This is a genomic window from Pseudoxanthomonas suwonensis, from assembly GCF_000972865.1.
Classification (GTDB): domain Bacteria; phylum Pseudomonadota; class Gammaproteobacteria; order Xanthomonadales; family Xanthomonadaceae; genus Pseudoxanthomonas; species Pseudoxanthomonas suwonensis_B.
In genome coordinates this window covers 1,965,362-1,986,105 of the sequence record NZ_CP011144.1, presented here as the reverse complement: position 1 = coordinate 1,986,105, position 20,744 = coordinate 1,965,362, and the positions used below count along the sequence as shown (strand labels likewise).

13 protein-coding genes are annotated in these 20,744 nt (G+C 72.6%); 4 read left to right on the top strand and 9 right to left on the bottom strand.

Translation table 11 applies throughout. The features are described from left to right. Nucleotides 1-149: 149 nt before the first annotated feature. From WQ53_RS08285 to folE, 3 genes are all read right to left on the bottom strand, one after another. On the bottom strand, nucleotides 150-2,330 hold the full coding sequence (locus WQ53_RS08285; RefSeq protein WP_082112916.1) for a lytic murein transglycosylase: 2,181 nt from the start codon (nucleotides 2,328-2,330) through the stop codon (nucleotides 150-152). A 399-nt stretch (nucleotides 2,331-2,729) separates the two neighbouring features. After that, complete coding sequence (locus WQ53_RS08280) at nucleotides 2,730-3,125, bottom strand: YchJ family protein (protein ID WP_428992243.1); 396 nt, start codon at nucleotides 3,123-3,125, stop codon at nucleotides 2,730-2,732. Nucleotides 3,126-3,250: 125 nt separating this feature from the next. After that, nucleotides 3,251-3,847, bottom strand: coding sequence for a GTP cyclohydrolase I FolE (gene folE / locus WQ53_RS08275; protein WP_052631732.1), 597 nt, complete (start codon nucleotides 3,845-3,847; stop codon nucleotides 3,251-3,253). A 199-nt stretch (nucleotides 3,848-4,046) separates the two neighbouring features. Between folE and WQ53_RS08270 the strand changes: the two genes are divergently transcribed. Together WQ53_RS08270 and WQ53_RS08265 are read left to right on the top strand one after the other, a co-directional pair. Beyond that, nucleotides 4,047-5,930 carry a DUF885 domain-containing protein gene (locus WQ53_RS08270; RefSeq protein ID WP_052631731.1) on the top strand — a complete coding sequence of 628 codons (1,884 nt, stop codon included), beginning with the start codon at nucleotides 4,047-4,049 and terminating at the stop codon, nucleotides 5,928-5,930. 128 nt (nucleotides 5,931-6,058) lie between these two features. Further along, entirely contained in the window at nucleotides 6,059-6,412 is a 354-nt protein-coding gene (locus WQ53_RS08265; protein WP_052631730.1) for a hypothetical protein, read from the top strand. Between the two features lie 27 nt (nucleotides 6,413-6,439). Here WQ53_RS08265 and WQ53_RS08260 read toward each other — a convergent pair whose 3' ends face one another. Next, nucleotides 6,440-6,664 (bottom strand): hypothetical protein, encoded by a 225-nt coding sequence (locus WQ53_RS08260; protein WP_052631729.1) that lies wholly within the window; start codon nucleotides 6,662-6,664, stop codon nucleotides 6,440-6,442. A 257-nt stretch (nucleotides 6,665-6,921) separates the two neighbouring features. On the opposite strand from WQ53_RS08260, the gene WQ53_RS08255 reads away from it, so the two are divergent. Further along, on the top strand, nucleotides 6,922-7,968 hold the full coding sequence (locus WQ53_RS08255) for an AI-2E family transporter (RefSeq protein WP_052631728.1): 1,047 nt from the start codon (nucleotides 6,922-6,924) through the stop codon (nucleotides 7,966-7,968). Between the two features lie 65 nt (nucleotides 7,969-8,033). Here the strand turns inward: WQ53_RS08255 and WQ53_RS17025 are convergent, their stop codons facing one another. From WQ53_RS17025 to recC, 5 genes are all read right to left on the bottom strand, one after another. Further along, the gene (locus WQ53_RS17025; protein ID WP_158497825.1) at nucleotides 8,034-8,774 is read right to left on the bottom strand and encodes a hypothetical protein; all 741 of its coding nucleotides are present in this window, start codon (nucleotides 8,772-8,774) and stop codon (nucleotides 8,034-8,036) included. 53 nt (nucleotides 8,775-8,827) lie between these two features. Continuing rightward, nucleotides 8,828-9,382 (bottom strand): YdeI/OmpD-associated family protein, encoded by a 555-nt coding sequence (locus WQ53_RS08245; RefSeq protein ID WP_052631726.1) that lies wholly within the window; start codon nucleotides 9,380-9,382, stop codon nucleotides 8,828-8,830. 396 nt (nucleotides 9,383-9,778) lie between these two features. Then, on the bottom strand, nucleotides 9,779-11,659 hold the full coding sequence (gene recD, locus WQ53_RS08240; RefSeq protein ID WP_052631725.1) for an exodeoxyribonuclease V subunit alpha: 1,881 nt from the start codon (nucleotides 11,657-11,659) through the stop codon (nucleotides 9,779-9,781). Further along, complete coding sequence (locus tag WQ53_RS08235) at nucleotides 11,656-15,312, bottom strand: UvrD-helicase domain-containing protein (RefSeq protein WP_052631724.1); 3,657 nt, start codon at nucleotides 15,310-15,312, stop codon at nucleotides 11,656-11,658. The genes recD and WQ53_RS08235 overlap by 4 nt, the downstream gene beginning before the upstream one ends. Then, complete coding sequence (recC, locus tag WQ53_RS08230) at nucleotides 15,309-18,713, bottom strand: exodeoxyribonuclease V subunit gamma (protein ID WP_236685839.1); 3,405 nt, start codon at nucleotides 18,711-18,713, stop codon at nucleotides 15,309-15,311. The genes WQ53_RS08235 and recC overlap by 4 nt, the downstream gene beginning before the upstream one ends. A 73-nt stretch (nucleotides 18,714-18,786) precedes the next feature. On the opposite strand from recC, the gene WQ53_RS08225 reads away from it, so the two are divergent. Continuing rightward, on the top strand, nucleotides 18,787-20,619 hold the full coding sequence (locus WQ53_RS08225; protein WP_052631723.1) for a Na/Pi cotransporter family protein: 1,833 nt from the start codon (nucleotides 18,787-18,789) through the stop codon (nucleotides 20,617-20,619). Nucleotides 20,620-20,744 lie beyond the last annotated feature (125 nt).

Sequence of the window (20,744 nt, the reverse complement as noted above, 5' to 3'; positions counted from 1 at the left end):
GAAAAGCGCATGGCGCTGCCATTGTAGGAGCCGGGTTCAGCCGGCGACACGACGCCACCGGCAAAGGCGACGCCCTCGTGATTCCGACGCCCGTGTCGCCGTCATGCCGGCTCCTACAGAAGAGCGCACGGCGGCGCCACAACGGCGGGTCAGTCGAGCGGGGACACCGCGATGGTCTGCACCAGCGCATGCGTCGCGCCCGGGGCCAGTTCGACCACGTCCGGACCGGCGTTGGCCGCTTCCAGGCAGACGAATTCGCGCCAGTGCGCGCCCACGTCGGCCATGCGCGCGGCGCCGGCCTCGCCCGGGTTCCACACCACCACGCTGCGCCCGTCCTGCACATCCAGGTCGATGCGCCGGCGCAGGCCCGGGTCGACCAGGCGGTAGCTTCCTCCGGCGCCCGGGAACAGGCGATCGGCACGGCCGGGATCGCGCGGATCATGCAGGTCCCAGTGGCCGCGCTGCACGTGGGCGTTGCCGCCATCGTTCTTGTCGAGGAAGGTCAGCCCGTCCAGGCCTTCGATGCGCACCGCGGCGACATCGGAGACGCGGAAGTAGTTGTGCAGCGCCTCGGTGAAGCGCACCGGCGCCGGCCCGGTGTTGGTGGTCGACAGCCGCTGCTCCAGGGTGCGGCCGATGCGCAGCTGCATGCGCAGGCGCAACGCCAGGTCCTGCAGCGCAGGCGGTTCCAGCTCCAGGACCACGGTGCCGTCGGCCTCGCGGCGGGCGGCCACCAACTGCCAGGGCAGGGTGCGCACAAAGCCGTGCGCCGGCACCTCGTTGGTCTGCCCCTGGCGGCCGAAGTACGGCCAGCACACCGGCGCGCCGCCGCGGATCGGCGTGGGCAACGACGCGCGCAGCGGCGACAGCCAGAACACGTCGGCCTGCCCGGCCGGCGCGAACGACACCACCTGGCCGCCGAACAGCGATACCGCCGCCTTCGCCAGCGGGGTATCGACCAGCAGCGCGTCCAGTCCTTCGAACTTGCCCAGGGCCAGGCCAGGAACTTCCTGCATCTTGTTCAGCGCCTTGCGGGAGGTGGGTGAGGGCGATTGCAGCAGCGAAGGATACGCGGTGGGCAACGCGAACGCGGTGCTCGACGGCAGCGGTGCCGGTGCGGCCGGCGCCGATGCGCGCAGCGCGTCGAGGATGCGGCGCCCGGCACGGCCATCGGCCGGCTGCAGGCCCAGGCGCTGCTGTTCGGCGGCGATCGCGCGACGGGTGGCGCTGCCGATCATGCCGTCGGCCTGGCCGATGTCGTGGCCGCGCGTCAGCAGCAGGGTCTGCAGTTCGCGCCGCTGCGCGCGCGACAGGCCGGGATCGTCGGTGGGCCAGGCGGCAGCGATGCCGTTGCCGCCGCGCAGGCGGTCGGCCAAGGTGGCGATCGCCAGCGCGTAGCTCTCGGCGGCGTTGTAGGAATAGATCGCGTCGTAGTTGGCGAAGGCCAGGAACGCCGGTCCCTTCGGCCCGGACGGCAGCAGCAGTGCGGCCGGCGCCTGCGATGGCGCGATCGCGCCGCCGTCCACGCGCACCACGCCCCGCGCGACCCAGTCGGCCAGCGGCCGCTTGGCCTTGCGCCCGGCCAGCGTGGCATCGAATCCGGCCGGCAGCCGCACCTCGTAGCCCCAGGGCTCGCCGCGGCGCCAGCCGGCTCGCCGCAGATAGTTGGCGGTGGAGGCCAGCGCATCGGGGATGCTGCCGACCAGGTCGCGGCGGCCGTCGCCGTCGCCGTCGACCGCGATGCGCGCGTAGGTGCTGGGAATGAACTGGGTCTGGCCGAAGGCGCCGGCCCAGGAACCGGTCAGGTGCGGGTCGGCCAGGTCGCCCGACTGCAGCAGCGACAGCAGGGCCAGGAACTCGCCGCGGAAGAAGGACTGGCGGCGGCCCTCGCAGGCCAGCGTGGCCAGCGAGGTACGCAGCGCGCGCTTGCCGGTGACGCGGCCATAGTCGCTCTCCACGCCCCATACCGCGACCACGGTTTCCGGATCGACGCCGTACTCGGCCTGCAGCCGCGCCAGCAGGTCGCGATGGGTGGCCAGCAGCGCGCGGCCGTCGGCCACGCGCTGGTCGTCGACCAGGCCGGCCAGGTAGTCCCAGATCGGGGTGGTGAATTCCGGCTGCGCGTCGAGCAGCGGCAGCACGGTCGGATCGGGCTGCAGGTCGGCGGTGTAGCGGGCGAAGCTGGCCGCGTCGATGCCGCGCGCGGCGGCGTGCGGCTGCATCGCAGCCAGGCAGCGCTGGAAGGCGGCGTCCTGCGCCTGCACGGCGGCCGAAGCCGCCAGCAGCAGCGTCAGCGTGGCGATGCGGATTGTCGATGCGGGGGCGCGCATTGCCGTCTCCGTGGCCTGCGTTCGCATTGTAGGCAGCATCCGCGTTACGTGCTCTGCCGGCCTTGGCCGGGGAACACCGTGTTGGAATCACGAGGAAATCGCCAGGGTCGACGGCGTCGCGTCGCCGGCTGAACCCGGCTCCTGCAACAGCCACGGCGCAGCCGCTCTCTGTAGGAGCTGACTTCAGTCGGCGACACGGGCGTCGGAATCACGAGGGCGTCGCCTGGGCCGACGGCGTCGGGTCGCCGGCTGAACCCGGCTCCTGCAACAGCCACGGCGCGGCCGCTCTTCTGTAGGAGCTGACTTCAGTCGGCGACACGGGCGTCGCAACCACGAGGGCGTCGCCTGGGCCGACGGCGTCGGGTCGCCGGCTGAACCCGGCTCCTACAATCGCGAGGGTCAGGCGTGGTCGCCGTCGCGGTAGTACCAGCGCCCGTCGATGCGCTCGAAGCGGCTGCGCTCGGCCAGACGCTGGGCGCGGCCGCCGCCGATCCGGAAGCGGGCGACGAATTCGACTTCGGCGGCGTCCGCGCCGGTGACCGCGTGCGACTTCACTTCCAGGCCCAGCCATACGGTGCGCGCGCCGGGCGCGTCTTCCAGGCCCAACTCACCAGCGGCCGGGCGCGTGTCCGGGTGCCAGGTGGCGAGCAGGTAGTCGGCCAGCCCCAGCACGTAGGCGCTGTAGCGCGAGCACATCAGTGCCTGCGCGTCCGGCGCAGGCTCGCCGGCATGCCAGCGGCCGCAGCACGCCGGATACGCACGGCCGTACCCGCAGGGACAAGGCTCAGCAGCCATCGCCCGCGCCATCGGCGTGCGCCAGCATTCCCGGTACGCCGCTCGCTGCCGGCGCACGCCCGCGGCAGCGTGGGACGCGCAGGCGCGTGCCGCGGCAGCGGTTCGTCACCGGCATCCCGGCGCCCTCAGCGCCGCCCGGCCTCGATGAAGCGCAGGAACTCGGCGCGGGTGCGCGCGTCCTCGCGGAAGCTGCCGAGCATCTTCGAGGTGACCATGCTCACCCCGCGCTTGTGGATGCCGCGGGTGGTCATGCACTCGTGCACGCCCTCCACCACCACGCCCACGCCCAGCGGGTGCAGCACGTCCTGAATGCACTGGGCGATCTGCGCGGTCATCTTCTCCTGCACCTGGAAGCGGCGCGCGTAGGCCTCCACCACCCGCGCCAGCTTGCTGATGCCCACCACCTTGCCGTCCGGCAGGTAGCCCACGTGGACCTTGCCGATGATCGGCGCCATGTGGTGCTCGCAGTGGCTTTCGTACTCGATGTCGCGCAGCACGATCATCTCGTCGTAGCCGGCGACCTCCTCGAAGGTGCGCTCCAGGTAACCACGCGGGTCCTCGCGGTAGCCGCTGAACCAGTCGCCGTAGGCCTCGGCCACGCGCTTGGGCGTGTCCAGCAGGCCCTCGCGCTGCGGATCCTCGCCGGCCCAGCGCAGCAGGGTGCGCACGGCGTCCTCGGCCTGGGCCTGGGTGACGGCATCGGGTCGGCGGTTCTGGCTCATCGCGGCTTCTCGCGGGCATCGGCCTGGGGGCGAGCATGGTACCCGACGGCCTCGGCGCGCCCCGCGGTCAGCGTCCCGGCTGGCGGGCAGGCATGGACACCGGACCGTGCGGCGGAACGGCCGAAGCATGACCATCCGCAGGGTCCAGGACGCCCCGTCGGGCGCACAATCGACCGATTCCCGTCCCGGAGAGTGCCCCGTGCGTCCCGTTCCCCGATTGACCGTCCTGACCCCTTTGGCCCTCGCCCTGTCGCTGGCCCTGCTGCTGCCGGCCTGCTCCCGGCCGACCGGCGACACCGCCTCCGCCCCGACCGCCACCGCCGAGCAGGTCCAGGCCGAATCCGAGCGCCTGAACGCCTGGTTCGACACCCAGTACGAAGAACTGCTCCAGTTCAGCCCGATCCAGCTGACCATGCAGGGCCGCAAGGACCTCCAGGACCAGATCGACGACATGTCCGAGGAAGGCATGCGCAAGCGGCTGGCCTGGCTGGAAGCCTCGGTTAACGAGATGGAAGCGAGCTTCGACTACGCTAGGCTCAACCCGGAGACGCAGCTGTCCTGGGACCTGTGGAAGCGCCAGTACGAGAACGCGCGCGACGGCCTGCCGTTCCTGATCCACGGCTATCCGTTCGACCAGATGAGCGGAGTGCAGAGCTTCCTGCCGACCTTCCTGATCAACTTCCACAAGGTCGAGGAGGAGCAGGACTACCTGGCCTACATCTCCCGCCTGCAGAAGGCGGGCGTGGCGTTCGACCAGCTGCTCGAGCGTGGCCGCGCTGCGACCGCGCAGGGGATCCGCCCGCCGAAGTTCGCCTACGAGGGCGTGATCGACCAGTCGCGGAAGATCATCACCGGCGCGCCGTTCACCGCTGGCGCCGACAGCGCGCTGTGGGCCGACGCCCAGGCCAAGGCCGATGCGCTGGCCAAGGCCGGCAAGGTCACCCCCGAACGCGCCGCCGAACTCAAGCAGCAGGCTCGCGCCGCCCTGCTGGAAAGCGTCGGCCCCACCTACGGCCGGATCATCGCCTTCGCCGAAGGCGAGTTGCCGAACGCCGCGGTGAACGCCACCGGCGTGGGCACCACCCACCCCGGCGGCGACGCCTTCTACGAATTCCGGCTCAAGCAGAACACCACCACCGCGATGACCGCCGAGGAGATCCACCAGCTCGGCCTGTCCGAGGTGGCGCGCCTGCGCGGGGAGCTGGAAGCGCTGCAGCAGCAGATCGGCGTGGAGGGCGATCTGCAGGCGTTCTTCCAGCACGTGCAGAACGACCCCGCGCGCGTGTTCCCCAACACCGACGCCGGCCGCCAGGCCTACATCGACCAGGCCACCGCCGACATCGAGAACATCAAGCAGCAGCTGCCCGAGTACTTCGGCCTGCTGCCCAAGGCCGACCTGGTGGTCAAGCGCGTGGAGGCCTTCCGCGAGCAGCCCGGCGCCGCCCAGCACTACTTCCCCGGCACGCCCGACGGCTCGCGTCCCGGCGTCTACTACGCGCACCTGTCCGACATGAACGCGATGCCCAAGACCGAGCTGGAGGTCATCGCCTACCACGAGGGCCTGCCCGGCCACCACATGCAGATCTCCATCGCCCAGGAGCTGACCGGGGTGCCGACCTTCCGCACCCAGTACCGCTCCACCGCCTATTCCGAGGGCTGGGGCCTGTATTCGGAATGGCTGGCCAAGGAGATGCCCGGCACCTACCAGGATCCGTATTCGGAGTACGGCCGCCTGATGTCGGAGATGTGGCGGGCGATCCGCCTGGTGGTGGACACCGGCCTGCATGCCAAGGGCTGGACCGAGCAGCAGGCGATCGACTACTTCCGCGCCAACAGCTCGGTGCCGGACGCGGCGATCCAGTCGGAGATCCGCCGCTACCTGGTCACCCCGGGCCAGGCCACCGCCTACAAGGTCGGCATGATCAAGATCCAGGAACTGCGCCGGAAGGCCGAGGCCGAACTGGGCGACCGGTTCGACATCCGCGGCTTCCACGACGTGATCCTGGGCGGCGGCGCGATGCCGCTGGACCTGCTGGAGCGCCGGGTGGACACTTGGATCGCGGAGAAGAAGGCGGCCGCTTAATCCGTCGCTCCCACGCCGTGGACGGAAAGGCCAGGCCTTGTGCCTGGCCTTTTCCTTTCCGGGCCCGGCGCGACGCGGCCGCGTCCACTCTGTAAGGTCGGCATCGGCTCCCCCGGCATACCGACGCCATGGCCACCCACGACGGCCGCACGACCCTGCTCGCCATCAAGCTGCTGCACACCATCGTCTGGGCGGTGATGGTCGCCTGCATCGCCGGTATCCCCATCGCCGCCTGGCACGGGCGGCATGCACTGGCGTTCTGGCTGGCCGCGGTGGTCGCGCTGGAAGTGCTGGTGCTGGCGCTCAACCGCTGGCGTTGCCCGATGACCGGCTGGGCGGCCCGCTACACCGACCAGCGCCAGGACAACTTCGACATCTACCTGCCGCAATGGCTGGCCCGCCACAACAAGACGATCTTCGGCACCCTCTACCTGGCCGGGGTCGCCTTCGCGCTCTGGCAGTGGGCGCGGCAGGGCGCCTGAGCATCGGCCGGGCGCGACGCGACGCTTTCAGGTCGTCGCACCCGCCGGGCGCGGACGCCAGCCGAGCAGGCGCGCGGGCAGCATCAACAGCGCGGCCAGGAACGCGAACAGCGCCATGAAGGTGATCCCGACCAGCCGGAACGGCAGCGACAGCAGCCACACCAGCGGCCACAGCACCAGCGCCAGCAGCGCGAGCGGCCAGCACAGCACCAGCAGCAGGCACCAGGCCAGCAGGGCGATGAGGGTCTTCATGGGCAGGCTCCCGGTGGTCGGTGATCGCGGGTGACGGACCCGGCGCCATGAAGGTTGCGGCGTATCGACAGGCAGGACAACCGGAATCCGACGGATCCCAGGATCGGCCGACAGGGCCCGGAATACGGCGACGGGATCGCGCGGGATGCACGCGCCGCCGCGAATGCAACACAATGGCCCCGCGGCGCCTGGCGGGCCCGGGGAACCATCGCCCGCCACGCGCGGCCTCCATCGCAGACGCAGGGGCTGGCATCCGAATGAACGACAGATTCCGGGCGCTCGTGTACGGCACCGCGTTAGCGGTGTTGCTGGGCTGGGTGCTGTACATCGGCCGCGACATCCTGGTGCCGATCGTCTTCAGCGTCATGGTCATGTACGTCATCCTCGGTTCGGCGCGGCTGCTTGCGCGGCTGCCGGTGATCGGCCCGGCGCTGCCGATGCAGCTCCACTACGGCCTGTCGGCGCTGGTCATGCTCGGCGCGCTGCTGCTGCTGGGCTGGCTGACGATGGACAGCGTCGACCAGCTGGTCGCCCAGGCCCCGCACTACCAGTCGCAGCTGGTCGCGCTGGTGCAGCGCGGCGCCAGTTTCTTCGGCGTCGAATCGGAGCCGAGCTGGGACACCATCCGCCACGCCGTGCTCGAGCACGTCAACCCGCAGAGGCTGGTCGGCTCGATGCTGCTGTCGGTGACCTCGCTGCTGACCGGCCTGAGCGTGGTCGGCCTGTACGTGGTGTTCCTGATGGTCGAGCGTCGCCACTTCGACGCCAAGGTCGATGGCCTGACCCGCGACCCCGAGCAGGGCGCGCGGATCCGCCGCATCGTCGCCGACATCAACGGCCGGATCGGCACCTACCTGGCGCTCAAGACCCTGCTGAGCGTGCTGCTGGGCTTCGCCAGCTGGATCGTGCTGGCCGCGATGGGCGTGGAGCTGGCGCCGTTCTGGGCGCTGCTGATCGGCCTGCTCAACTACGTGCCCTACATCGGCTCGGTGCTGGGCGTGCTGCTGCCGGTGGTGTTCGCGCTGCTGCAGTTCGGCGACCTCAAGACCACCCTGGTGCTCGCCGGCGCGCTGTCGGTGGTCCAGTTCCTCAACGGCAACCTGCTCGATCCGTACCTGATGGGCAACTCGCTCAACCTCAGCCCGTTCGTGATCCTGGTCTGCCTGACGGTGTGGACGGCGCTGTGGGGCGTGCCCGGCGCGTTCCTGGCGGTACCGGTCACCGCCAGCATCGTGATGGTGCTGGCCGAGTTCCAGGGCAGCCGGCCGATCGCGGTGCTGCTGTCGCAGAAGGGCGAGGTTTGAACGCCTGGGCCGCCATCAGGCAGGCAGCGCACGGCCGGTAGGCACGTGCGGCCCTGCGGCGATCCTCAGCGGATGTTGCCGATCGAGTTCTTGGCGGTGTCGTGCCGGGTCTTGAGCACCCCGTCTTCCACGCTGAAACCGATCGCGATGCGGACCTGCTGCGGTGCCGCGGTACGCACCTGGGTCTTCAATGTGTCCTTGAGGCCCGCCGTGGGCTTCTGTGCCACCACGACCAGTTGGTAGTCACCGTCGGCCAGGGGTTGCGACAGGTCGACCTCGCCCGGCTCGCCGCCTGCGTCCGGCGGCACGGCAGCGGCCGCAACGGTGGCATTGCGTGCATAGGACGCGGCGGCGGCGCCACCGCTGCCGCCGCCGGCCAGTGCTCCGACCGACGACACCGCCGCCGAGACGACGCCGGCACCCGGCATGACCGAACCCACCAGCGATGCCGCCTGTGGCTGCCGGCGCACGGCCTCGCCCTGCGCCGGCTCGAGGGGTGCCAGCGCCAGCGCCTGCAGGTCCGCGCGATAGCCGTTGCCGTCGGGAAACACGATCACGCAAGCGATGCTTCCGCACTCGACCAGCAGCGGCTGCGGCGCCACGCCCTTGCCGCCGGCGGCATGCAGCCCGGCATCGACCTTCTCGCCGAAGGTCGCGCCCTGGGTCTGCTTGGCCGTAGTGACGTTCATCGAGATGCGGTTCGGCATCCCGTTGTTGATGTCGTTGATGTTGCTGGCCTGCGCCCCCGCGACGCACAACACCGCCACCAGTCCGCCCATGGCCGACCATCGCTTTATTGTGCGCATGCGCCTTCTCCCCTGTGTGGCGCCGATCCTACTCCCGTGGCTCTACGCCGGGGCTAATCCGCCGCCCGCGGCGCGCTGAATGCCTTGCTGTATATCCCGGAACGGTCGAAGCAGCAGGCGCGGCGCTTGCCCGAGGCCAGCATGTCGCAGGCGGTGGCGATGCGCTTGGCGCGCGTCTCGGCCTTCTTGCCCGACGTGACCCACTGGATCCAGTCGCGCCGCGCCACCGGGGTGATGTCGTCCCACGTCGCCCGGGCCTGGGGATGGTCGGCCAATGCCTGGCGCAGGTCGGGCGGCAGCTTCGGTTCGGGTTGCTTCGCCGACGGCGCGATCTCCAGCGCCACCGCGTCGCCGGCCTCGGCGCCGGCGGCCTCGCGCAGTTTCCTCTCCACCTTCAGCCAGTGGCTGCCCTGGCCGTCCGGTTCCAGCGTGGCCTGGAACGGCTGTCCGTCGAGCGTGCCCTCCACCGCCACCTGGCTGCGCGTGGGCAGCCTGGCGCTGGCGGCCTCGGGCAGCACCAGGAACGTCCACGCCGCGCCCTTGGGCTGCGCGGGGCGCGACAGCGTCGCCTCGAACCGGATCGTTGCAATGGTCTTGGTCCCGGCCATGGCGGGAACGATAGCATCGGCAACGGGGATGGGACGCGAGCGACGTCCGTCCGCGCCGGCGTCGAGCAGGTCAGCTGATCCGGTACTGCACGCGGCCGCACTTGCAGCGCGTGCCGCCGTCGCGGGTCGGCTTGCGGTAGTGGTGCAATCCCAGCAGGCACAGCAGGTAACGCATGGCAGTTCCTCCGGACGTACATCCCCGTCATGACGCAGAAGGGTCGGCTGGCGGAACGGACGACGGCGTGCGGCGTGCGCGGGGACGGACGCCGTGCGCGTCTGCATCCCGTGTTCCCCCGGAGGCGGAACATAGCGCGAAGTCGTGAATTGTGAAAGCGGTCACTTCTTGCCCGCTGGACAGGCGGGCGGCATTCCTGCTTGGCAGGGAACGGCCGGTGCCTACTTCCTCGCCAGCCGCCAGCCCAGCCCGGACACCCGGCTCGCATGCCGCGCCAGCGCGGCCTCGAGGACCGCGGCGCTGCCGGCCAGGTGCAGCGCGCGGCGGGCACGGGTGATGCCGGTGTAGACCAGCTCGCGCGAGAGCACGCGGCTGGGATGGGCCGGCAGCAGCAGCCAGACCTCGTCGAACTCCGAGCCCTGGGCCTTGTGCACGGTCATGGCGAAGGCGCTTTCGTGCGCGGGCAGGGCGGCGGGATGGAACGCGCGCGGCTGCGCGGGATCGTCGCCGGGGAACCAGGCCATCAGCTGGCCGTCGTCGTCGTGCAGGCAGATGCCGATGTCGCCGTTGAACAGGCGGTGGCGATAGCTGTTCTCGGTGACCAGCAGCAGGCGGCCGTGGAAGAAGGCATCCGGCGCACGTGCGTCGCGGGCGCGGCCCGGGACGGCGGCGAGGCGTCCGGTGAGCAGCGCCTCGATCCGCGCGTTGAGGCTGCGCGCGCCCTGCGGGCCGTCGCGCACCGCCGTGAGGATGCGCAACGCGCCGACCTGGGCCAGAGCCGCGGCCGGGGTTGGCGCCGCGGCCAGCGCGGTCCAGTGGGCGAGGAAGCGTTCCCGCTGGATGGCGTCCTGCAGCGGGTCGGCGAGTTCGGGGTGGTAGTGCACGCCGTCGAGCCGGTTGCCGCGCAGCAACGCCAGCGCTTCGCCGCTGGCGCCGTCGCGCACGGCCGCGGCCAGCGGCGCGAGGTCCAGCGCGGCGGACTGGCGCCAGCCGCGGACCAGGTGGACGTGTCGGGCGGGGAAGGACACGGTGGCCGGCGTGGCATCGGTCGCGGCCGCATCCACTTCCCCGAGCAGCGGGCGCAGCGCGCGCGCATCGTCGGCCGCCAGCCGCAGGCCGTCGCCGGCGGCGGCGAGGATGCCGCTGAGCACGTCGCCGGCTTCCACCGAGGGCAGCTGGTCAGGGTCGCCGAGCAGGATGAGCCGCGCGCCGTCGGGCACGGCTTCGACCAGCTTGGCCATCAGCGGCAGGTCGATCATCGAGGCTTCGTCCACCACCACGATGTCCACCGCCAGCGGGTTGTCGGCGTGGTGGCGGAAATCGGGCGAATCCGGGCGCGTGCCGAGCAGGCGGTGCAGGGTGCTGCCGGCGCTGCCCAGCGGCGCCAGCAGCGATGCCTCGATGCCTTCGGCGGCGAGCAGTTGCGCGGCCTTGCGCAGGCTTTCGGCCATGCGCTCGGCGGCGCGGCCGGTGGGCGCGGCCAGGGCGATGCGCGGTGCCGGCTGTCCGGCAACAGCGGCGCGTGCGGACAGCAGCACCAGCAGGCGGGCGATTGTGGTGGTCTTGCCGGTGCCGGGGCCGCCGGTGACCAGCAGCAGGCGATGCAGCAGGGCGACGGCGGCGGCGCGGGCCTGGCGGTCACCGCCGCCGGCCGCCTGCGGGAACAGCCGCGCGAACAGCGGCGCCAACGCCTCGAGGCCTTCGCTGTCGGCGGGGTGGCGGCCGAGCCGGTGCAGGCCGGCGGCCAGGCGCCGTTCGTACTCGCGGTAGCGGCGCAGGTAGAGCAGGCCGTGCTCGAGCACCAGCGGCGCATCGGCCGGGGCCTCGACATCGCCGGCCGGCGGACAGGCCACCCAGCGCGAGGCTTCCAGGGCCCGCTGCCAGTCGGCGGCCGCGGGCCAATCCGGCGTGGGTTCCAGCAGCGCCTGCGGCTGGTCCAGGCGGAAACCGGCGTGGCCGGCCGACACCGCCAGCGAGGCCAGCGCGGCGGCGGCGGCCACTGCGTCGGAGGTGTCCGGATCGAGCCGGCGCAGGCTCAGCGCCAGGGCGTGGTCCAGGGTGCGCAGGCGGCCGTCGCGGCGCAGGCTTTCGAGCAGGCTCATGCGGCCTCCCCGGCGGACTGCGCCTGGCCGGCGAACAGCGCGTCGACCGCGTGCACCAGCGCGGGGGCGAAGGTCCAGGCCTGCACGCCGGGCGCCTCGGCGGCGCCGGGATCGACGCCGCGGCAGAACAGGTAGCGCACGCCGCCGAAGTCGCGCGCGTAGTCGTAGCGGTCGCCCAGGCGGAAGCGCAGCCAGCGGTGCAGGGCCACGGTGTAGATCAGCGCCTGCAGCGGGTACTCGCTGTGGTCCATGGCCTCGGCCAGCTGCGCCGGCCCGTAGCCGGGCAGGCGGTTGGACTTGTAGTCGAGCACGTACCAGCGGCCGTCGTGCAGGTAGGTCAGGTCGATCAGGCCGGTCATCAGCCCTTCCAGCCGGCGGCGGCCGCCGAAGCCCTGGCGCGTGCGCAGCACACCGTGGCGGTGCAGCAGCGCCAGCAGCTGGTCGACCCGGGTCGGCGCCAGCGCGAACTGGAATTCGATTTCCGCGCGGCGCTGCTGGTCGGGCAGGTCGGCCAGGCGCGTGCCTTCGGGCAGCGGCACGGTCAGGGTGCGGCCGGCCAGGGCGGTGAGCAGGGCGATGCCGTCGTCGAGGTCGGCGGCCGCGTAGCCGCCATGGCCCAGCGCCTCGATGATCCTGCCGTGCTCGCCTGCGGGTGGATCGTCGCCGGAGCGCCAGTGGCGCCAGGCCGCGAAGTCGGCGTTCTCGAATACTTCGTGCAGAACCACGCCGAAGCGCGAGCCGGCGAAGCGTGGATCGAAACCGTCGTCCGCCGGTGCGGCCTCGCCGGCGTCGGCCGGTTCGTCGCGCCCGCCCGCAGCCGGCTGGGTGGCGGCGCTGGAGGTGTCGCCGCCGGCATCGGCATTGGCCAGCTGGGTGAAGCTGTAGACCCACCAGTCGCTGGCCAGCGCACGGGTGCCGGTGCGCGCAGGCGGCACCTCGCCTTCGGCCTCCGGCGGCAGCCACGGCAGGTTGTCCTGTGGCGCGGCGCGATCGATGACGATCGCCTGCGGTGCGCGCGCCGCCAGCGCGGTGGCGTCCTTGACCATCGGCCACAGCGGCGACTGCGCGTGGTTGTAGAACTCGCCGGTCGCCAGCCACAGCGCGTCGCGGGCGCGGGTCAGGCCGACGTAGAGCAGGCGCGCGTCCTCGGCGCGCTGGGCGGTCTTCCAGCGCTCGGCGATTTCCTTCCAGCGGGTTTCGTCCTGCAGCTTCCACTGCAGCACGCGGTGGTCGCCCTCGTGCACGACCACTCGCCGTCCCGGCTCCGGCGCCTTGCCGCCGATGCCCACGTAGGGCAGGAACACCAGCGGGTACTCCAGGCCCTTGCTCTTGTGCAGGGTCACCACCTGCACCCGGCGCGCATCCGATTCCAGGCGCAGCAGCTGGGCCTCGTCGTCGGCGCTGGCCTCGGCGATGGAGCGCTCCAGCCAGTCGCCCAGGGCATGCAGGCCCGGCGCGCCGCGCTGCGCCTCCTGCAGCTGTTCGGCCAGCTGCAGGTAGTTGGTCAGGCGGCGCTCGCCATCGACCAGGCCGAGCAGGCGCGTGGCCTGCTGCGCGCACAGGTCGCCGACCAGGGCCAGCGGACCGCCCTGCTGCAGGCGCTCGCGCCAGCCCAGCGCGGTCATGTGCCACTGGCGCAGGGTCGCGCCTTCGCCATCGAGCGCGGCGATGCGGTGGGCGTCCTCGCCCACCAGCACGGTGGCCAGCGCGGCGCGCAGGCGGCCGTCGTCGCTTCCGTGCAGCAGGGCCTGGAGCAGGGCATGCAGCTCATGCGCCTCGGCGGTGGCGAACAGGCTCTGCTTGCCGGCGGCCACCGCCGGGATGCCGGCCGCGGCCAGCGCTTCACGGATGCGCGTGGCCTCGTGGTGCTTGCGCACCAGCACGGCGATGTCGCCCGGCTGCACCGGGCGGCCGTCGATCGCGGCGCGGCCTGCGCGGGCGTCCGCCAGCACCGCGTGGATGGCGGCCACGCAGGCGGCGGTGGCCAGTTCACGCGAGCTGTGGGCGTCGTGGGGTTTGCGCCTGCCGTCCTCGCCGGGTTCCGGCGCGGGCGCCTGCCACAGCACCAGTGCGGGCGCGGGCGTGCCGTCGCGCAGGTAGTCGGCGTCGGTGCGCTTGCCGCCGGGCTGGACCGGGTGGAAGCGGATCCGCGGATCGAGGAAGGCCGAGGCCTCGGCGGCCCCGTAGGCTGCCGCCGCCGCGAGCGCGGCATCGGCCTGGACGTACAGCGCCTCGACCGCGCCGAGCACCGCCGGGCGCGAGCGGAAGTTGTGCGCCAGCGGCGGAGCCTCGGACGCGGTGGCGCGCGCGGCCAGATAGGTCTCCACGTCGCCGCCGCGGAAGCCGTAGATGGCCTGCTTGGGATCGCCGATCACGAACAGCGCCGGATCGTCGCTGCCGGCGCCGAACACGCGGTCGAAGATCCGCCACTGGCGCGGGTCGGTGTCCTGGAACTCGTCCACCAGGGCGATGGCGTACTGCTCACGCAGGCGCGCGACCAGGGCCCCGGCCTGCGCGCCATCCATCGCGTCGGCGACGCGGTCGATCAGGTCGTCGTAGGTTTGCACCCGCAGCTGCTGCTTGAGCCGGGCCAGGCGGCGGCGGGCGTCGCCACGCAGGCGGTGCAGCAGCGCCACCTGCCGTGCCTGGCGGTAGTCCCCCAGCTGGGCCAGCGCGGTGGCGTAGTCCTCCACCGCGGCGCACACGGGCGAGTCGGGAGTGCGTCCGGCAGCCTTCACGCTGGTGCGTTCCTGCAGCGTCTTCCGGTGCAACTGCGCCAGCTTGGGATGCTCGAACGGCACCTGCGCATCGCCGGCTTCGCACCAGCGGCGCAGCGCGGCGAACAGGTCCTCGATCCAGGCGGCCTTGTAGCTGCCGCCATGCAGCACCTTGCCCTCGACCGCATCGAGCAGCGCGACGCGGAACGTCTCTCCATGGGTGCGGCCGGCCTCGACCAGCCGCTGCGCGGCGGCGTGCAGCAGTGGCGTGGGATCGGGCAACGCGTCCGCCGGTTCCGGGCGCAGCACCGGCTCGCGGACCAGCGCCGGCAGGTCCTGCGCCAGCGCCCGCGGACCCTGCGGCCACAGCGCGGCCAGGTCGTCGACGCTGTCGCCGTCGACCGCGTGGGCGCGCCACAGGTCGGCGGCGATGGCCTCGCGCAGGTGGATGTCGTTGCCCAGCAGCTCCGGCGCGTGGAAGCCCTGACCGCTTTCCAGTGCGTGCTCGCGCAGCACCCGGGCGCAGAAGCCGTGGATGGTGAACACCGCGGCCTGGTCGATGCCGTCGGCGGCCTCGCGCAGGTGTCCGGCCACCGTCGCGCGCGATTCGCCGCTGGCCTCCAGATGGGCCTGGATCAGTCCGGCGGTAAGCGCCGCTTCCGGCGAAGCGTCGTCATCGGCCTGGCCGCTGGCCAGGTCGGCGGCCAGGAGCAGGCGCTTGCGCACCCGTGCCCGCAACTCCTGGGTGGCCGCTTCGGTGAAGGTGACGGCGAGGATCCGCTCCACCGGCAGCGCGCGTTCCAGCACCAGCCGCACCACCAGGGTGGCCAGGGTGAAGGTCTTGCCGGTGCCGGCCGAGGCTTCGATCGCCTGCACGCCGGTCAGCGGCAGGGTCAGGTAGGCGTCTTCGCCCCGGTCCGAAGCGCGCGCGCTCATGCGCCGTCCTCCGCGTCGAATGCGGCCACCAGGCCGCTGAGCGCGGCCGGATCGACGCCTCCATGGACCATGCCCGACTGCAGCGCGGCGAACACGGCCATCGCCGCATCGGCGAAGCGCAGCAGCGAAGCATCGTCGGCGAAGGGGTCGCGGCCGCGGAACGCAAGCCGGAGCGCTTCCTGCTGGCCTTCGGCGAAGCTGCGACCGCCATTGCCATGCCATTGCTTGGCCGCCGCGTCGGCACCACGCCCGTAGTCGGAAGCGTTGAAGAACTCCCAGGCGCTGCGCGGCGCGAAGGGCAGCGGTTCGCGCAGGCCCTGCGCGCGCAGCTGCAACAGCCGGCCCAGGGCATCCCGCGCCTGTTCCACCGGCAACGGCTCGCGCAGGTGCGGGCCGAGCTTGCCATCGACGTCGTGGAATTCAACCAGGGGCTGCGACATTCCCGCCGCCGAGGCCAGCAGCCAATCCAGACCATGGCGGATCGCGGAGGGGCCGTTCAACCTGCCCAGGCGCAGGCGCGCGAGGCCGTGCGGATATACCTCTTCCAGCCGCCCATGCAGGCGGGTGCCGTTCACCACCAGCGAGTCCGGCATCGGCAGCGACTGCGGCCGGGCATCGCCGCGCCACTGCGCGAACGCCCCGGCATACCCCACCAGCTCCCGCCGCTGCGCGGCCAGCACGCGGCGGCCCGACGCACCGGAAGGCAACAGGCCGCGCGCGCGCAGTACGGCGTGGGTGGCCCCCTCGTCCTCGCCGCGCAGCAGCGCCTCGAACACCGCGCGCTGCAGGCGCGCACGTTCTAGGCCGGAGGCCGGCCCGGCCAGCGGTTCGATGTCCTCCTCCTGCTCCTCGACCTCGGGCAGCTGCAGACCCAGGCGCTTCATCAGTTCGTTCGCCGGATGCAGCAGGAAGCGGCGCAGAGCGTCGATCGACAACTCGACCTCGCCGTCGACTGGTTCCAGCACCTCGCCTTCGAACCACGGCGGCAGTGCCACGCGCCGCACCGCCGGCTGCGCCGCCGCCTGGCGCCACGGGTGGCGATAGGAGAAGCGGCGCGGCTCGTCGCCGGCACCGAAGGCGGCCGGCGAGAACGGCTGCAGCGGATGACGCACCACCAGCGCATCCGCCGCGGCATCGGCGTCCGCGTGCTGCGCCCTGGCCACGTCGATCAGTTCCGACACCAGTACCGACGGCTCGCGCTCGCTGCCGTCGCGCGGGTCGGCGCCGAGCCAGCTGACGTAGAACACGTCCTGCGCGGCGGCCATCAGCTGCAGGAACAGGAAGCGGTCGTCGTCGCGGGTGGAGCGGTCGCCCGCGCGGCGGCGGTCGCTGCCCAGTTCGGCGGTGAGCCGGTTGAGGCCGGCGGCCGGGTCGCGGCGCGGGAACTCGCCGTCGTTCATGCCCAGCACGCAGATCGCCCGGAACGGCAGCAGGCGCATCGGCACCATGCGGCCGATGCTGACGCCGCCGGTGAGCAGCGGCGCGCGCGTGTCCGCTTCGCCCAGCACGTCGGCGAAATGCGCGCGGACCGCCTCGGCCGGCACCGTGGCCGCGTAGCCGGCGCGCGCGGCGGTGGCGGCGAAGTCATTGACCAGGCTGCGCAGGCGGTCCAGCGCGCGCTGCGTGGCCGGGTTGGACGGCGGCCGCGGCAGCAGCGCCTCCAGCAGGCCGAGCAGGCGCTCGCGCCACTGCGCCGGCGGCATCGCCTCGCCCAGCACGCGGGCATGGCGGGCCAGCACCCGCAGCAGGCGGATGAGCGTGTCCAGCGCATCCAGCGCGCCGCCCTCGAGGTCCGGCATCGGCGCCAGCACCTGGCCGCCGGGCAGCACGATCGGCGCATCGCTGCCGCTTGCATGGCCCAGCAGCAGCCGGTCCAGGGCGAAGGCCCAGGTGTAGGCCTCGTCTTCCGGCGCATCGAAACGGCCGCGGTGCGCCGCATCAATGCCCCAGCGCGCGCCAGCCGCGGCCAGCCAGGCCTGCAGCCGTTCCAGCGCCGGCGCGTCCAGGCCGTTGGCCTCGGCCAGGGCCGGGGTCGCCAGCAGGTCCAGGACCTCGTGCAGGCCGAAGCGCGACACCGGCAACGCCAGCAGGCGCAGGAACACCTCGGCCAGCGGTTCGTTGGCCAGCGGGCTGGCATCGGCCAGCGCGTAGGGGATGGCATCGTCCTGGCCGCGGCGCCCGAACACCGCGTCCAGGTAGGGCAGGTAGGGGTCGATGTCCGGCGCCAGCACCGCGACCTCGCGCGGCTGCAGCGGCGGATCGAAGCGCGGGTCGTCGAACAGGCCGCGCAGCTGGTCGTGCAGCACCTGCAGTTCGCGCAGGCGGGTGTGGCAGGCGTGCAGCTGCAGGCTCGGGTCGGCGCGGTCCAGCCGCGGGCGCAACGGCCAGCCGGGGGTGGCGCGGCGGTGGTAGAGGTCCGACTGCAGCCGGCGCAGCAGGCTGCCGTGCAGCGCGCCGCCGCCTTCGCCCGGATCCGCGTGCACCTGGATGTCGGCCGAGGCGTGGACCACCTCGTAGTCGCCGACCATGCGCATGAAGTCCACGCCGGCCGCGCCCCAGCGCTGCAGCAGCGGGTGTTCCTCTGCGCCGGCCACGTCCGCACCGCGGCGCAGACGCTGCAGGTCGCCCCAGTAGTCGGCCACCGGCGAGGGCACGAAGAAGTGCAGGCTGCCGACCCGGGCCTGGGTGGCGATCACCCGCAGCACGTCCGGCGAGACGTTGAGCGCGGCGAACGCCGACAGCCGCGGCGGCAGGCCCACCGGCAGCGGGCCGTCGTGGGCGCCGAAGCGCTCCAGGTACTGCTGGATGCGGCGGGCGCGGTGCGGCCGGCCGCTGGCGACGCGGCGCCAGAGGATGGCCTGCGGATCGTCCGGGTCGGCCCCGGCTTCCCAGCGCAGCAGCCAGTCGCGGCGCCAGGCCTGGTACTTCTCGAACACCCCGGCCAGTTCGCCGGCCAGCGCCCAGGCGCGCAGCGGATCGGCGGCGCCCACGTGCGCGGCGATGGCCGCCAGCGCCGGCGTGGCCAGCAGCGCCGGATCGGTCAGCGCCGCGTACAGGTGCCAGTGCAGGGTCGCCGCATCCAGTTCGTCGCGCGACGGCGCACCGGCCTCCGCGGGCGGGTTGGCCGCCAGCACCTGGCCGACGAACTCCCCCGGGGTGAGGAACTCGATGTTGGCCGCCACCCCGTGCTCGGCCGCCAGCGTCGCCTGCAGCCAGCGGCGCATCGCCACCTGCGGGATCAGCACGATCTCCGGGGCCAGCAGCGGCTGTCCCGGCGCCGGCTCGCGCAACACCCGGGCCAGGACGCCAGCGAGCACTTCCAGCGCATTGGAGTGGTAGAGGCGGAAGTCGCTGGCGGCAAGGGTCATCCCGCCCATCTTGCCGCAGCGCCATCGCAGCATGCGAGACACGTGGGCCCGCGCCGCTGCCTTGTGCCGATAATGGCCGCCACCCCACGCCACCGGACCGCCCGCCTTGAAGACACTGCGCCTGCCACTGTTCGTGCTCCTGGCCGCCCTCCTGGGCTGGTCGTTCTGGCGCGACGCCGGCTGGCTGCAGCTGTGCGCGGGGCTGGCGGTGTTCCTGTTCGGCATGCAGTGCCTGGAGGAAGGCCTGCGCCAGCTGGCCGGCGGCAAGCTCGAGCAGTGGCTGGCGCGCAGCACCGGGACCCCGGCCAAGGGCCTGCTGTTCGGCATCGGCGGCACGATGATGCTGCAGTCGAGCACGCTGGTATCGCTGCTGACCATCGCCTTCATCAGTTCCGGGCTGATCCAGCTGGCCGGCGCGCTGGCGATCATCTTCGGCGCCAACCTGGGCGCCACCAGCGGCATCTGGCTGCTGGCGCTGGCCGGGCAGAACCTGAGCCTGTCGCCGCTGGCGCTGCCGCTGCTGGTGTTCGGCGTGCTGGCCGGCTTCACCGGCCCCAGGGGCAAGGCGGCCGGGCGGATCGTGCTGGGCGTGGCCTTCATCTTCCTGGCCATCGACCAGATCAAGGCCGGCTTCGAGGCCTTCGGCGGCAACGTGGACCTGAGCGGGTCCTCCGATGGCGGGCTGGCCGCAACACTGCTGTTCGTCGGCATCGGCCTGGCCACGACCCTGGTCCTGCAGTCCAGCCACGCGACCCTGATGCTGACCCTGGCGGCGCTGGCCGGCGGCCAGCTCGAGCTGGAGCAGGGCCTGGCCATCGCCATCGGCTCCAACGTCGGCAGCAGCGTCACCACCGCGCTGGTGGGCTTCCTCGGCGGCAACCGCGCCGGGCAGCGGGTGGCGCTGGCGCACGCGCTGTTCAACACGGTCACCGCGTTGCTGGCGCTGCTCCTGCTGCTGCCGCTGACCTGGCTGGTCGGGGTCGTGGCCGGCCTGGCCGGGTTCGGCGGCAACGCGATGCTGAAGCTGGCGCTGTTCCACACCCTGTTCAACGGCCTGGGGGTCGCGGTGTTCTGGCCGTGGCAGGCGCAGCTGGCGCGCTGGCTGGAGCGGTGGCTGCCGGACCGTCCGGAGCCGGCCCCGGCGTCGGCCGCAGGCGCCGGCCTTCCCGCCGCGCACCCGCCGTTGCGGGCGGTGCACCTGAGCGGACCGGCGCTGGAATCGGCCGACGCGGCGGCGGCGGCGGTCGCCCAGGAGCTGCAGCACCTGGGCCGGCTGAGCCTGGAGGTGATCTGCCTGACCCTGTACCTGCCGGCGGACGCGGTGGAGCGGCTGCAGCCGGACGATCCGTTGCTGGAGACGCGCAGCGACGACGCGCCGGTCGACGCCGACGCGCTGTACCAGCAGCGGGTGAAGGGCGTGTACGGCGACCTGCTCGCCTTCATGGGCCGGCTGGAGGTGCCGCTGGACCAGGAACACCAGCGCTTCTGGAGCGGCAGCCAGGTGGCCGCGCTGCAGCTGGTCAACGCGGTCAAGGGCGCCAAGCACCTGCAGAAGAACCTGGGCCGGCGCCTGCGGGAGGACGATTCGCCGCTGCGCGCGGCCTACGTCGACCTGCGCCGGCACCTGTTCGCGCAGATCCTGGCGCTGCGCGACACCTCCCGCGGCCCGCGCGAGACCGCCGAGTGGCAGGCCCGCCTGGACACGCTGGACCGCGAGGCCGCGGAGTACGAGGACCGCTTCCGCGAACGCCTGTTCGCACAGGTGCGGCAGGGCGCGATCGACGGCCTGCAGGCCGGCTCGCTGCTCAACGACCAGGCCTACGCCTCGCGCATCTACCTCAACCTGCGCCAGGTGCTGGCGCATACCCGGGAGCCGGGATCGCTGCGGCGCCTGCGCCGGCTGGCCGCGGCCGAGGCGGAGGCGCCGGACGCGTCCTGAATCCCGCCGTCGCGGCCCCGCCGCCGCGACGCTGCATCCCAACCTTCCGCACTGCGACGATCGCCGGCGCTGTGGGATTATTGGACGCCCCGGTTCGCTTTCGGTTCAGTCGCCGACCCGGAAGC

Excerpts from the sequence above, each read along its gene's own strand:
- WQ53_RS08285 (WP_082112916.1), bottom strand. The coding sequence starts at position 2,330 with ATGCGCGCCCCCGCATCGACAATCCGCATCGCCACGCTGACGCTGCTG.
- WQ53_RS08280 (WP_428992243.1), bottom strand. The coding sequence starts at position 3,125 with ATGGCTGCTGAGCCTTGTCCCTGCGGGTACGGCCGTGCGTATCCGGCG.
- folE (WP_052631732.1), bottom strand. The coding sequence starts at position 3,847 with ATGAGCCAGAACCGCCGACCCGATGCCGTCACCCAGGCCCAGGCCGAG.
- WQ53_RS08265 (WP_052631730.1), top strand. The coding sequence starts at position 6,059 with ATGGCCACCCACGACGGCCGCACGACCCTGCTCGCCATCAAGCTGCTG.
- WQ53_RS08260 (WP_052631729.1), bottom strand. The coding sequence starts at position 6,664 with ATGAAGACCCTCATCGCCCTGCTGGCCTGGTGCCTGCTGCTGGTGCTG.
- WQ53_RS08255 (WP_052631728.1), top strand. The coding sequence starts at position 6,922 with ATGAACGACAGATTCCGGGCGCTCGTGTACGGCACCGCGTTAGCGGTG.
- WQ53_RS17025 (WP_158497825.1), bottom strand. The coding sequence starts at position 8,774 with ATGCGCACAATAAAGCGATGGTCGGCCATGGGCGGACTGGTGGCGGTG.
- WQ53_RS08245 (WP_052631726.1), bottom strand. The coding sequence starts at position 9,382 with ATGGCCGGGACCAAGACCATTGCAACGATCCGGTTCGAGGCGACGCTG.
- recD (WP_052631725.1), bottom strand. The coding sequence starts at position 11,659 with ATGAGCCTGCTCGAAAGCCTGCGCCGCGACGGCCGCCTGCGCACCCTG.
- WQ53_RS08235 (WP_052631724.1), bottom strand. The coding sequence starts at position 15,312 with ATGAGCGCGCGCGCTTCGGACCGGGGCGAAGACGCCTACCTGACCCTG.
- recC (WP_236685839.1), bottom strand. The coding sequence starts at position 18,713 with ATGCTGCGATGGCGCTGCGGCAAGATGGGCGGGATGACCCTTGCCGCC.